The following is a 14241-nucleotide window of genomic DNA, read 5'->3' as shown; positions in this document are numbered from 1 at the left end:
TTAAAACATGATATCATGCTAGAACCATTTGATGACGCATACTATATGAAAAGAGCCCTTCAGGAAGCTAATGTTGCCTATGAAAAAAATGAAGTACCTGTTGGAGCTGTTATTGTTGTGGGGGATAGAATTATTGCAAGAGCTCATAATTTGACAGAACTTTTAAACGATGTTACTGCACATGCCGAAATGCAAGCAATAACGGCAGCTTCAAATTTTCTTGGCGGTAAGTATTTAAACGAGTGTACGATGTATGTAACATTAGAGCCTTGCCAGATGTGTGCTGGAGCGCTGTATTGGAGTCAAATTAAAAGAGTGGTGTTTGGAGCTATAGATGAACAAAGAGGTTGTGGTATTATGGGAACCAAACTTCATCCTAAAACAGAAATTATTGGGGGAATACTTAAAGAAGAATGTAGCGAACTTATAAAGCGATTTTTTATAGAAAAGAGAAATCTCAATTGACAGATAATCGGAGTTATGAAAAATACGATCGCAGAAAGAATACAAGATTTTTTAAAGGAATTTCCACCATTCGACATTCTTAAAAAAGAAGAGCTATTAGCAATATCTGGTCAAATTAGAGTATTGTATGTTGAAAAAGGAGAACACGTTTTTAAGCAAGATACACTTTGTCACGATGAATTTTATATTGTAAGAGAAGGAGCTGTTGGACTCTATAGAAACACCTCTAACGAAGAAGATTTGGTTGATATCTGTGATGCAGGGGATTTATTTGGTCTTCGTATTATGATTATAAAAAAGAAGTATCGCATGTCTGCCAAAGCAGATGAAGAATCTATTGTATACGCAATTCCGGGACAAGTTTTTGAACCGTTAATCGAGCAAAATATAAAAGTAAACAAATTTGTATTAAGCACTTTTGCATCACATGCACGTCACTATTATACAGAAACGGAAAAAGGAAATCGAATAGATAATACAATCTCAATAGAGGTTGCTAAAGATCTTTCAGAGTTGCGAAGTATCACGTATAGAAAAAAACCTCTTACTTGTCTTTCAGACGATAGTGTCGAGGTGATAGCTAAGAAAATGACGGCTCGAAATACAAGTTATGCAGTTGTTGTTAATGAAGATAAATATCCTGTTGGAATTATTACAGATATAGATTTGAGGGCAAAAGTACTTACAGGAACATACGCTATAGGATCATTAGCTTCAGAAATAATGACATCACCTGTAATTACATATGCCAAAAAACTAACAGTTGCCGAGGCACAAATAGCATTAATTAAACATGATGTTAATCATCTTTGCATAACAAAGGATGGAACACGCAATTCAAAACTAATCGGAATCCTGTCAGAACATGATTTATTAGTCTCTTTTGGAAATAATCCTTCGGTTTTAATTAAAGAGGCCAAACGTGTTAAGAAGACTCAGAAGCTAAGATACATTCGTACGCAAGTAAAAAAACTTCTGAAAACGTATTTAGATCAAGATATCCCAACTCCCCACTTATTGCATATTATTTCAGAGATTAATGAGGCATTAATCATTCGTGTTATTGAGTTGGCGTTGGATGAAATGAAAACTGCTCCCCCGGTAAAATTTAGTTTTCTGGTTCTGGGAAGTCAAGGAAGAGGAGAACAGTTACTTTTAACAGATCAGGATAATGCAATTGTTTTTGAAGATGTTGATGATAAAGACTATAAAACAACCCAAAACTATTTTTTAGAATTAGCGTATAAAATAACCAAAGGGCTGCATACTATTGGATTTGAATATTGCCCTGCAGAAATGATGGCGAGTAATCCGAGGTGGTGTATGTCGGTATCAAATTGGGAGAGTCAATTTAAAGATTGGATGACTAAACCCACAGAAGAAGGAACATTATTGTCTTCGATATTTTTTGATTTTCAGTGTGTTTTTGGTGATACCGTTATGGTTGATAAATTATCTAAAGTTGTTTTTGATGGCGTAAATAAAAGTAATAGATTTTTAGGAATGTTAGGAGTAAGTGCCTTGCAAAAACCATCTCCATTAGGGTTCTTTAATCGATTTTTAGTAGAACAGAACGGGGAGCATAAAGATTCTTTTGATATAAAATCAAGAGCAATGATGGTATTGATCGATGCTGCTCGAATTTTGACATTACATCATAATGTGAAAAGTATAAATAATACGTTAAAGCGTTATGAAAAATTAGCCGAATTAGAACCCAATAATGCCGCTATTTTTGAAAGCTGTGCAAAGGCCTTTAGGGTATTAATTAAGTTCAGGACCAGACAAGGTTTGCTTCATAACGACTCAGGAAGGTTTATTGATTTAAATACACTGACTAAAGAAGATAAATTGAGACTAAAACGATGTTTCAGGCCTATACGAGATATACAAGAAATCTTAAGAGTTCGATTTCAACTTAAATCATTAATGTGATGTTTTCTTACTATGGGATTTTGGTTTAAAAAAAATAAAGAAGAGTATCCTGATTTCTGGAAAGAATATGAAAAGTTATTTGATAGAAAAAGTAAAAAATCTACGTTTAAGGATGTTCGTTTTGTGGCTTTTGATACCGAAACGACAGGTTTTGATTATGATAATGATAGAATATTATCTATTGGAGCAGTAGGAATTAAAAATAAAAGTATTCAGGTATCTGATCAAATTGAGGTATATCTAGAACAGGAAATTTTTAAAGAGAGTACTGTAGAAATTCATGGGATACGTAAACATGGGAGTTTGCTAAAACTTTCAGAAAAAGAAGCACTGCGATTATTTATTGCTTATATCGAGGATGCTATCTTGATAGCTCATCATGCAAATTTTGATAAAAAAATGGTGAATAAAGCATTGCAAAGGAATGGACTGGGGGTTTTGAAAAATAAAATTTTAGATACAGCTGTATTGTTTAAAAAAACAAAACATTTAGTGTATCATACAAATAGTCCAGTGCATTATAGTCTTGACGAATTGTGCAATGATCTTAAAATATCTAAAAGTGATAGGCATACGGCTTCTGGTGATGCTTATATCACTGCAATTGCCTTCTTGAAAATAGTCTCTAAATTATTTCGAAACAAAAAAATAGAACTTAAAAGTTTATTGCGATAATCATTATGTTGCAACGATAGGCAGAACACAATGTCTTTTAGTAGAAAGCAATTGTGTAACATGCGTAGCATTACTTTTATTTTAATAGGGTTTATCTCATGCATTGGATATGGTCAAGAGTCTAATTTACTCAAAGGTCGAATAGTAATCGATACTTTGAAATTAGAAGCGATACATATTGTTAATAAAACTCAGGAAATAGGTGTGATTAATGATACATCCGGTTTTTTTCAGATTAAAGCAAACCCAGGGGATATAATCAGTTTTTCTTCGGTGCAATATGAAGTTAAAGAACATATTGTTACCCAGAAAGATCTCGATTCTGATGATTTTAGAATAAGTTTAAGGTTGTCTGTTAATCAATTAGATGAAGTTTTTGTGTCACAACATTCATTAACTGGTAAAATAGAAAAAGATCTACAGAAGATACCTACGTATACAGAAAATCTACCTTTTTGGAATGCAGCAGAGTTAAAACAAATGGGGGTAGGTACATTTAATGATGCTCAATCTTCTGTTAAAAATACCGTACTTCCTGATGAGATGGATCTAACACCTATGAATTTATTAGGAATCGTTGATCTAGTAGGCAAAGCTTTTAAAGGCAAAAGAAAATATATTGAGACAAATTTTGAAATTGCTGATTTTTACAAAGAGGAATTCGTAATAGAAGCATTAGAAATTCCAGAAACATCATATTATGATTTTGTAGATTTTGTGAATGAACAACCTTATACAGTTGTTGTATTACAATCAAATGATAAGTTGAAAGTGCTAGAGTATTTAATTGCTAAGAGTATAACTTTTAAGGAAAAATATAATATTGAAAAATAAAAAAGCACTACAGATGTAGTGCTTTTGCAGGTTAGATTTTTTTATCTTAATCATGAATTACGCGCACTTGCGCTGCAATAATACCTTTTCTGCCTTCTTCTTCTTCGTACTCAACTTTGTCACCTTCATTTAACGCTTCTCCGTTTAATCCAGATGCATGTACAAAGATGTCTTTTCCTGTTTGGTCGTTAGTGATAAATCCGTAGCCTTTTGATTCATTAAAAAATTTTACTGTTCCTTCCATTGTAATTAAAATAATATTGTAGTTGAATACTAAAGGTAGTTTTAAATTTTTTATGAATAGTTAGGGAAATGTGAATATTTTGATTTTTTAGTGCTTCAAATCCCCCTTTTTTTTGCCGTAATCCCGCATTTTTTTGAGGTTTTCTTCAGTTAGCATATAATCTTTTACTTTTTTGTTTTTCCATCTATGATAGATAAAAATTGGCATAAGAATAAATGACGCTCCCAAAATTCCTAAGCCTACCCACTTATCACCAGTAGGGTGATCTCCTGTGTTTTTAAAGTAATATCCTACAGCTACCATGATCACAACTGCTGCAAACAATATCTTAATAATGTATTTCATGAATCTATTCTATTTTGCACTAAAATCATTGTGTAAAAGTAATTAACTTTCTGCGATAGGAGGTAAGAAGTTTAGATTTAGAAATAAAACCAAAATATTTACCATCTTTAATAACAGGTAGGTTCCAGACTCCAGAATCTTGAAACTTTTGCATCACCATTTTTACATTGTCTTTTTCATATATAATTACGGTTGATGTTTCTGTCATCAAGTTTTCTACAGTTACTTTATGATACAAAGTGATGTCAAACATTATATCTCTAATATCGTCTAGAGAAACAATTCCTATAAGATGATCTAATTCATCTGTTACCGGAAATAAATTTCTGTTAGATTTTGCAACGGCATCACTTAATAATTGTTTTAATGTGTGATTTGATTTTGTAGGAACAAAGTTTGTTTCTATACAGTCTTCAAGATTCATTAGTGTAAGCACAGTTTGGTCCTTGTCATGTGTAAGTAAATGCCCTTGTTCTGCTAGTTCTCTGGTATAAATATTATGCTCAATACTATTTTTAGAAATAATAAATGATATTGAGGTTGTTATCATCAGAGGTACAAATAATTCATAACTAGTGGTGATTTCGGCAATTAAAAATATAGAGGTTAGAGGCGCATGTAGTACACCGGCAATAAGACCAGCCATGCCTAGTAAGGTGAAATTTGCTTCAGAAACTTGAAATCCAATACCAAGATTGTTTATTACTTTAGAAACGACATTTCCTAGTGCGCTGCCCATTACCATAGTAGGGATAAATATTCCACCAGAACCACCAGCGGCAAAAGTGGCTGTCATGGCAATAGCTTTAAATATGGTTAGGCCTGTAAGTAAACCGATAATAATCCATATGTTTCCTGTCATATCATCAAAAGGTGTTTGCCCAAGGGCTGATAAATGATCTCCACGAAGTAGATTGTTTATGAAACCAAGACCTTCTCCATATAAAGGGGGTATGAAATAAAGCATTACACCAATTGCCAGTCCTCCAATTAATAGCTTATGTATTTTTTTTGAAAAACGATCAAAAAAGTGAAGAATTCCAAAATACATTTTAGTAAAATATATAGAAGCTATAGCTGTACCTACCCCAAGGATTATATAAAAAGGAGTATCGTAAATATCGAATTTTTCGGCTACATCAAATCTAAAGAGTACTTCATCTCCAAGAAAGAAATAAGAAGTTATGATTGCAGATACTGAAGCAAAAAGCAGAGGTAATAATGAAGTAAGGGTAAGATCTAAACTAAATACTTCTACAGCAAATACTAGTCCTGCCAAAGGGGATTTAAATACGGCGGATATAGCACCAGCTGCAGCGCACCCAATTAATAAAAATCTAGTTTTAGTGTTTAGTTTAAAAAGGTTTCCGATATCAGAGCTTAATGTAGACCCTGATCCTATTGCCGGACCAAGTAGCCCTACCGAACCTCCAAAACCAACGGTTATGGGAGCCAAAATAAGCGGTAAATAACCACTAACTCGTTTGATAACCCCATTTTTTTTTGAAAGAGAGTATAAAATTAAGGGGATAGCCGATTGAACTTCTTTTTTTACAATAAATTTGGTGAAAACATAAACAAGCAAAAGCCCGATAACAGGTATAATAAAATAAAAGGAAGTTTGCCATGAGATAATATCACTTTCTAAAACAACTTGGATTAAGTGTGTTATGTTTTTTAAAAGTAAAGAAACCAAACCAGCGGCAAAACCAACTATGATACTTAAAACAAGAATAAAATTCTTGTCAGAAATATTTCGATAGCGCCATTTTAAAAGCTTGTACAAAAATGTTTTTTTTGAAGCCGACATAAAATACTTTGTTGAATAAAGTTAACTATTTTCTAATTGATTTATTACTTCATTCAAATCTTGTATATAAATTTGATGTAATACTTCTATATAGTCTCGTGTGTGAAAATACCCAGCGTTAAAATCTTTAACAGCTTCTTGAATATGAAAGTTTGATTTATCCTTATTTCCTTCTTCAAGAAAACATTTTGCTAAATAGTAATGTGCATCAGCATAATGATTTGCAGAGTATTTTAATACCTTAAAGAAATCCTGTTTAGCAGTTGTTATATCTTGTTTTGTATATGCAATGATACCACGATATAAAAAAGCAGTTACATCGGCATAATCTTCGCCATAAGTTTTGGTTTGATCACGAATATAAGTATCAAAATACATTTTTGATTTGGTGTAATCTTTGAGTCCAAGATATGCAACACCTCTCATGTAATTTACACTTTGCCCTTGAGGATGATCATCAAAATTAGGAGTTAGAGCATCAGTAGCATCAAAGTCTATAATGGCGTTTTTATAATTTCTATAAAAGTATAGATAAAGATACCCTCTCCATCCTTGCCATTCTTTTGGGTTAAGCGCTACTGCTTTATCAAATAGAGGTTTCCATTGGGTGGGCATTCCTCTTTTAAGATAGGGAACCGATAACTCCCTCCATGCATCAGCATTTTTAGGATCTAATTTAATCGCTTTTTCAATGGCTGTCATAGATTTTGGAAGCCCTTGAAAATTATGAACCACAGAGCTTCGCATAATTTTTTTTGATATAGCTTCTTTTTCTTCCTTGGTTTTTGTGGAATTACAAGCAATCATGAATACCAGTAAAACAAGCTTAAGGAAGTATTTCTGTGATCTCTCCATTTTCAATTTTATAAGATACATACATATAATAATCTACAGGTTCTTCCTTGTATTTGATAATGTTCCAGTTTTCAAATGCTGATGTTAATTCAAACAGATGCTTTACCATTTCAGGTTGAAGTTGTTTTTCTTGCATATCCATATTCATTTGGATGGTTTCAAACATACCCGTTTCTCCTGTACAATTAATAATAAACCTAAAATTAAGATACCCATAATCAGTGTATCCGTTATTTTGGTACTTAGATTTTATATTTTTATCAAACTCTTTTTTGTTAATGCGATAAGCGCGTTTTGGAGCGCCATGATGTGTGTATTTAGGTTTTTTTTCTTCGCATAATGTGAAACCATCTTTAGATACTGTTGTCTCAGGATCTAAATATCCAATATAGTGCGGGTATTTTTTATTATCAGCAGGGTGTCTACCTATATAATAGTAATATACTCCACCAATGGTAATTAGAATAACCAAAAATAATGAAATAACTATTAAAAGAAATATTTTTAAAATTTTCATTACTATTAAAGGTAATAAAAAATCCCGCTATTAGCGGGATTTAGATTTTAAATATTAGATGATTATAAATCAAGTTTTATATGTAACTCTTTGAGTTGTTCGGTATCTATATTCGCAGGTGAGTCTATCATAACATCGCGGCCGCTATTGTTTTTAGGGAATGCAATAAAATCACGTATAGTTTCTTGACCTCCTAGAATAGCAACTAATCTATCAAATCCAAAAGCAATTCCCCCATGTGGAGGAGCTCCATATTGAAAGGCATCCATTAAAAATCCAAATTGTTCCTTAGCTTCTTCAGGAGTAAAGCCTAAGTGATCAAACATTAAGGCTTGTGTTTCTGAATCATGAATACGAATAGATCCTCCACCAATTTCATTTCCGTTTAGTACTAAATCGTATGCATTGGCTCTTACATCACCAGGTTTAGAATCTAATAAAGGAATGTCTTCTGGTTTTGGAGATGTAAATGGATGATGCATAGCGTGGTATCTTTCTGTATCTTCATCCCATTCTAACAAAGGAAAATCTACAACCCACAAAGGAGCAAATTCTTCAGGGTTTCTTAGTCCAAGTCGTTCTGCCAATTCCATACGCAGTGCACTTAGTTGCGCTCGTACTTTATTTGTTTGGCCAGAAAGCACGCATATAAGGTCTCCAGGTTTAGCACCTGTTGTAGAAGCCCATTTGGCTAGATCATCTTGGTCATAAAATTTGTCAACAGAAGACTTATATGTACCATCTTCATTACATTTTACATAAACCATGCCTAATGCACCAACTTGAGGTCGTTTTACCCAATCAATAAGTTTATCAATTTCTTTTCTAGTATATGAGGCACCACCAGGTACAGCGATCCCTACGACAAGCTCGGCATCATTAAAAACTTTAAAATCTTTATGTTGCGCAAGTGTATTAAGCTCGCCAAATTTCATTCCGAACCTAATATCGGGTTTATCATTACCATATGTGCGCATGGCTTCATCATATGTCATTCTTGGGAAATCAGCAATAGATACACCTTTAATTTCTTTTAATAAATGACGTGTGAGATTTTCAAATATACCTAAGATATCTTCTTGTTCTACAAAGGCCATTTCACAATCTATTTGTGTAAATTCTGGCTGTCTATCGGCTCTAAGATCTTCATCTCTAAAACACTTTACAATTTGAAAATATTTATCCATACCACCAACCATCAAAAGCTGTTTAAACGTTTGTGGTGATTGCGGTAATGCGTAAAATTGTCCTTCGTTCATCCTTGATGGGACAACAAAGTCTCTTGCCCCTTCAGGAGTAGATTTAATCAAATAAGGAGTTTCTACTTCTACAAAACCTTCTGTAGATAGGTAGTTACGCACTAACATTGCTACTTGATGACGAAACAGTAAGCTGTTTTTTACAGGGTTACGACGAATATCAAGATAGCGGTATTTCATTCTGATATCTTCACCACCATCTGTATTGTCTTCAATGGTAAAAGGAGGTACAATGGCTTCATTAAGAATAGTTAATTCAGAAACCAAAATTTCAATATCTCCTGTTGGAATGTTAGGGTTTTTAGATTCACGCTCAATAACAGTTCCTTTTATTTGTATAACAAACTCTCTTCCAAGTGTTTTGGCTGTTTCAACTACTTCTTTTGGAGTACGGTCTTCATCAAATATAAGTTGGGTAATCCCATAACGATCTCTTAGGTCGACCCATATCATAAAACCTTTGTCTCTTGTCTTTTGAACCCAGCCAGATAAGGTGATTTCTTTATTTACATCAGCGAGACGTAGGTCTCCACAGGAATGACTTCTGTACATAATAGTGTTATTAAGGCTGCAAAAATAAGAAAGTTTTAAGGTTAATAAGTAAGGATCATAAGAAAATACAACGAACAATAATTTGTTAAATATTAAACAACAGAATGAAAATTGTTAATAATACAAGTTTTTAAGAATTATCATATTTATTTTGTCGTTAAAGGCGGGTTTGGGCACGAACAATTGTTAGTTTTAACATTTATTTATGATTATCTTTTAATAGATTTAGGCATAATTTAAACAAATCATTATGAAAAAACAAACTCATTTTAGCAGAATGAAGATTCTGCTATTATTAATTTTTGTTCCGGCTATACTATTAGCTCAAGAGACTATTACTGGGAAAGTAGTCATCGAGGGGTCGGGAGTTGGAGCTTCTTTTATTAACGTTGTCGAAGATGGTACTAGCAACGGTACTGCAACCGATATTGATGGTAATTTTACACTTTCTGTAAGCAGTTTACCAGTAAATATTAAAGTTTTTGCCTTGGGATTTGCAGAAAAAGTAGTGTCTGTTTCTAGTACAGATGCTATTACAATAACAATCGCAGAATCTTCTGAAGCCTTAGACGAGGTAGTCGTAACAGGTCTGGCAACTTCTGTTAAAAGAAGTAATGCAGCAAATGCAGTAGCCTCTGTATCTGCAGAAGAGTTGGCTGGTCTAACACCACCACAAACTTTAGATGGAGCCTTAGCAGGTAAATTTGCTGGTGCTTTAATTACAAAGAGTTCAGGAGCACCAGGAGGTGGTATCGCTGTTAAATTAAGAGGTGTAACTTCGATCAATGGTAATTCACAACCACTTTATATCGTTGATGGTGTATACGTAAATAACAGTAGTATTGCTGCGGCTGGTTTAAATGCGGTCTCTGGAGCTGCTGGAGGCGGTAATGCGTCTAACCAAGATAATCCATCAAACAGGATTGCAGATATAAATCCAGATGATATCGAGAGTTTAGAAATCCTTAAAGGAGCTTCTGCTGCTGCAATTTATGGAGCAAGAGCAGCTGCTGGGGTAATTATTATTACCACAAAAAAAGGTAAAAGAGGTAAAACTAAAATATCGTTCTCTCAAGATGTTGGATTTAATACCATATTAAGAGCAAGAGGACAAAGAAATTTTACAGCCGCAACTGCAGAAGCACTGGGAGCTGGTAATGGTGCCTTATTTACTGCGGCACAGAATAACGGAACTTTGGTTGATTTTGAAGATGAAATATATGGGGAAAAAGGATTCATTTCTAACACAAGTGTAAACATTTCTGGGGGATCAGAAAATACATTGTTTTATGCTGCATTTTCTAATAATGAAGAAGATGGTATCGTAAAAAACACAGGATATGATAGAAAATCTATACGTTTTAATCTTGATCACGACTTTTTTGATAAAAAAGCAAAATTATCGTTAACAACGAATTACATAAACTCAGAAGGTGATCGTGGATTTTTTAATAATGATAATACGGGTACAACTATTGGGGTAGCACTTTCTTCTACACCGCCATGGGCTCAGTTATCTCCAGATGCTAATGGTAATTATCCAGATAACCCTTTTGGTTCTTCGAATCCGTTACAAACTAGAGATTTAATTACAAACAGAGAAAACGTAAATAGATTTATAGTAGGTAGTTCACTTGATGTTAAACTTTACGAGAACGACAACTCTAATTTAAAGTTGGTTTTACGTGGAGGAGTTGATTACTATGAATTATTAACCACAGCTATTTTCCCTGAAATATTACAATTTCAAAAACCATCTAACGGTGGTTTAAACGGTCTTGTAGCAACAGGAACGACAGAAAATAAAGATGCCAACTATTCAGCTTTTTTAGTACATAACTATACCACTAGTAATGATCTTAGTTTTACTACGCAAGCAGGGCTTACAAAGCAAACATTTTCTAGAAATACAATACGTAATACAACCTCAGATTTAATTGCATCTCAAACAAACTTGGATCAAGGAGCGAATGTTAGTGTTACTCAATTTAGACAAGAACAAGAAGATCAAGGATTTTTTGTGCAAGAAGAATTGAATTATCAAGATAAAATTATTGGTACGCTTGGTATAAGAGGAGATAAATCAAATAACAACGGTGATGCAAATGAGTTATTTTACTATCCTAAAGCTTCTGCAGCTGTAAATTTACACAGTTTTGATTTTTGGAATATCGATGCTGTAAATCAGTTTAAAATAAGAGCTGCATATGGTGAAGCGGGTAACTTTGCACCAAACGGAGCTTTGTTTACGGCATATACAAATTCATTAATTGACGGTAATGTTGGTATTGTAGTACCAGCAACACTTGGAGATCCTGATATTACTCCAGAAAGACAGAAAGAATTTGAAGTAGGTTTTGATGCAAGTTTCTTAGAAAGTAGAATAAGTTTAGAATTTTCTTACTATAATAAAACAGTTGATGATCTTATTTTACAAGCTAATACAGAACCGTCTTCTGGTTTTGGTACTAGATTTGCAAATGCAGGTAACCTTGAGAACCGAGGTGTTGAAATCGCGTTAAATGCAACTATTGTAGAAAAAGAAGATTTTAACTGGAGTTCTAATTTGATTTTCTTTACGAATGAATCTGAAATCACAAAACTTGATGTTGCACCATTTAACCTTGGTGGATTTGGAGCTGGTCTAGGTACTTTTAGAATAGAAGAAGGAAAAAGTGCTACGCAAATCGTAGGTAATGATGCAAATGGTAATTTGGTTGAACTTGGTGACTCTGCACCGGATTTTCAAATGACTTGGAGTAATAATATAAGTTTTAAAGACTTTACATTATCATTCTTATGGCATTGGAAACAAGGCGGTGATAATATTAATTTGACGAACTTATTAACTGATTTTGGAGGAACAAGTCCCGATTATGATGATTTTGATGTTGACCCTGCAGGAGCAACTTCAAATGGACCCTTTAGAATCGGTGCATTTAGAGCAGGAAACGCAACACCGTTTGTTGAAGATGCATCATATTTAAGATTAAGAGAAATAGGTTTATATTATAATCTACCTAGTAAGTTGCGTGAGCAAGTTTTCGGAAAATATGTATCGAATCTTAAAATTGGGTTTTCAGGAAATAACTTAATTAACGTATTTGATTATAATAGTTATGATCCTGAAGTTTCTAACTTTGGTTCTAATGGGCTATCTACAGGAGTTGAGGTAACACCATTCCCTTCTTCAAAGAGATATTTATTTCACCTAGCTGTTGACTTTTAAATAAAAAAATTATAAGAAAATGAAGAAACTAAAAAATATAGTACTATTAGGTTTGTTTTCGTTAGCAGTGATTTCTTGCGAAGTCGAAGATGGACAAAACTTAAACGGACCAACTACTGATACTGCTTCAGGGGATTTGTCTAGAGCAGAATTAATACAAACGATGGCAGGTGCTCTTGCCGATATGAGAGGAAGATTAGGAACTCAAATAGATGCCAATGCTGTTGCTGGTAGAGAATACTGGAGATTCCAGAGTTCTGACCCAAGGTGGACAGCGGATTTGTTAACAGGTACTTTAGATAACAATACCTTTTATACAACAGGGCCTTTTGCTGCGAGATACTCAACAGTAAAAGACATAAATATAATCTTAGGAGGACTTGAAAATTCATCTGCTGATTTTTCGGATGCTGAAAAAGCTGCGACAAGAGGTTTTGCTAATACGATCAAGGCTCATGAATTATTGATGGTTTTAAATCAACAATTCCAAAATGGAATACGTTTAGATGTTAATGATCCTAATAATTTAGGCCCTTTTGTAAGTTATGATGCTGCTTTGACAGCTATTTTTGATATGCTAACTTCTGCGGCTACAGATTTGTCAAATGGTGGTGCGGCTTTTCCTTTTACAGTACCCTCAGGATTTGATGGGTTGAAGGCAGATGCTGCTGGAGCAATAACACCAGCTGACTTTGCAACATTTACTAATGGTTTAGCGGCTAGAGTAGAGGCGTATAGAGGTAACTATGCTTCTGTAAACACTTTATTAGGTAATTCGTTTATGGATATGGCAGGAAATCTTACTACAGGTGCATATTTTACTTTTTCCTTAACGGGAGCAGATATCGCAAACCCTTTATTCTTTGCTAAAAACTCTACAGTAGCAAATGCAAGAATAGCACATCCTTCTTTTATTGCTGATGCTGAAGCAGGTGATACAAGGTTAGGAAAAGTAGTACTAAGGGAAACTGAAAATGCAGATACTGGAATGATGGAAGCTAATCCATTAACTTCAGATGGGTTAACAGGTACGCATGATGTATTTATTTATGATAGTAATGTAGCTTCTGTGGCTATTATGCGAAATGAAGAGTTAATCTTACTTTCTGCAGAAGCAAATCATATTTCTGACCCTGTTGCAGCTGTTGCAGCTATTGATGTGATCAGAACAGCTGCTGGATTACCAGCATATTCTGGAGGAACAACACCAGCAGATCTAGTTACAGAAATTTTAAATCAGAGAAGGTATTCTTTATATGCCGAAGGTGGACATAGATGGATTGACTTAAGAAGGTTTGATAGAATAAGTGATCTAGAACCGTTAGACAGAACTGGAGATGGTACTTTTGTACAATTTCCTATACCTGCAAATGAGAATCAATAAATAATGATTTGATATATTTAAGGAAACCCTCGATTACTCGAGGGTTTTTTTTATGCTTAGATAAAACTGCTTAAGATTAGTTCATTAAATCATGAGATAAGAAAACTGAAATAAAACAAAAAACGCCTTGCAGTATA

The 14241-nt window shown here is 33.8% G+C and carries 12 protein-coding genes; 6 read left to right on the top strand and 6 right to left on the bottom strand.

Going from position 1 to position 14241, the window contains the following annotated elements; genetic code table 11:
• Positions 1-15: 15 nt before the first annotated feature.
• Genes D1816_RS13630 through D1816_RS13615 form a run of 4 tightly spaced genes read left to right on the top strand, consistent with a single transcriptional unit; the run spans position 16 to position 3909 of the window.
• Positions 16-465, top strand: coding sequence for a nucleoside deaminase (locus tag D1816_RS13630; protein WP_118503496.1), 450 nt, complete (start codon positions 16-18; stop codon positions 463-465).
• A 15-nt stretch (positions 466-480) separates the two neighbouring features.
• On the top strand, positions 481-2400 hold the full coding sequence (locus D1816_RS13625) for a DUF294 nucleotidyltransferase-like domain-containing protein (RefSeq protein WP_118503494.1): 1920 nt from the start codon (positions 481-483) through the stop codon (positions 2398-2400).
• Between the two features lie 12 nt (positions 2401-2412).
• The gene (locus D1816_RS13620) at positions 2413-3075 is read left to right on the top strand and encodes a PolC-type DNA polymerase III (protein ID WP_066317716.1); all 663 of its coding nucleotides are present in this window, start codon (positions 2413-2415) and stop codon (positions 3073-3075) included.
• A gap of 60 nt (positions 3076-3135) precedes the next feature.
• The gene (locus D1816_RS13615) at positions 3136-3909 is read left to right on the top strand and encodes a hypothetical protein (RefSeq protein WP_118503492.1); all 774 of its coding nucleotides are present in this window, start codon (positions 3136-3138) and stop codon (positions 3907-3909) included.
• 46 nt (positions 3910-3955) lie between these two features.
• On the opposite strand, the gene D1816_RS13610 is transcribed toward D1816_RS13615, so the two are convergent.
• The 6 genes from D1816_RS13610 to aspS form a co-directional block, all read right to left on the bottom strand.
• Positions 3956-4153, bottom strand: coding sequence for a cold-shock protein (locus tag D1816_RS13610; protein ID WP_066317711.1), 198 nt, complete (start codon positions 4151-4153; stop codon positions 3956-3958).
• A gap of 87 nt (positions 4154-4240) precedes the next feature.
• Positions 4241-4498 (bottom strand): hypothetical protein, encoded by a 258-nt coding sequence (locus D1816_RS13605; RefSeq protein WP_066317701.1) that lies wholly within the window; start codon positions 4496-4498, stop codon positions 4241-4243.
• 25 nt (positions 4499-4523) lie between these two features.
• Complete coding sequence (locus D1816_RS13600; protein ID WP_066317696.1) at positions 4524-6308, bottom strand: chloride channel protein; 1785 nt, start codon at positions 6306-6308, stop codon at positions 4524-4526.
• Between the two features lie 21 nt (positions 6309-6329).
• Complete coding sequence (locus D1816_RS13595; RefSeq protein WP_066317694.1) at positions 6330-7163, bottom strand: tetratricopeptide repeat protein; 834 nt, start codon at positions 7161-7163, stop codon at positions 6330-6332.
• Entirely contained in the window at positions 7135-7680 is a 546-nt protein-coding gene (locus D1816_RS13590) for a hypothetical protein (RefSeq protein ID WP_118503488.1), read from the bottom strand. Before D1816_RS13590 ends, D1816_RS13595 begins: the two co-directional genes overlap by 29 nt.
• 62 nt (positions 7681-7742) lie before the next feature.
• Complete coding sequence (gene aspS, locus D1816_RS13585; protein WP_118503486.1) at positions 7743-9491, bottom strand: aspartate--tRNA ligase; 1749 nt, start codon at positions 9489-9491, stop codon at positions 7743-7745.
• Positions 9492-9741: 250 nt separating this feature from the next.
• Here aspS and D1816_RS13580 point away from each other — a divergent pair, with 250 nt between their 5' ends.
• Together D1816_RS13580 and D1816_RS13575 are read left to right on the top strand one after the other, a co-directional pair.
• A complete protein-coding gene (locus tag D1816_RS13580) occupies positions 9742-12720 on the top strand; it encodes a SusC/RagA family TonB-linked outer membrane protein (protein ID WP_066317689.1) in 2979 nt (992 codons plus the stop codon).
• 19 nt (positions 12721-12739) lie between these two features.
• Positions 12740-14104, top strand: a complete 1365-nt coding sequence (locus D1816_RS13575) for a RagB/SusD family nutrient uptake outer membrane protein (protein ID WP_118503484.1) — start codon at positions 12740-12742, stop codon at positions 14102-14104.
• The last annotated feature ends 137 nt before the right edge of the window (positions 14105-14241 follow it).

The organism is Aquimarina sp. AD10 (assembly GCF_003443715.1).
GTDB lineage: Bacteria > Bacteroidota > Bacteroidia > Flavobacteriales > Flavobacteriaceae > Aquimarina > Aquimarina aggregata.
This window is presented reverse-complemented; position numbering and strand designations above follow the sequence as displayed.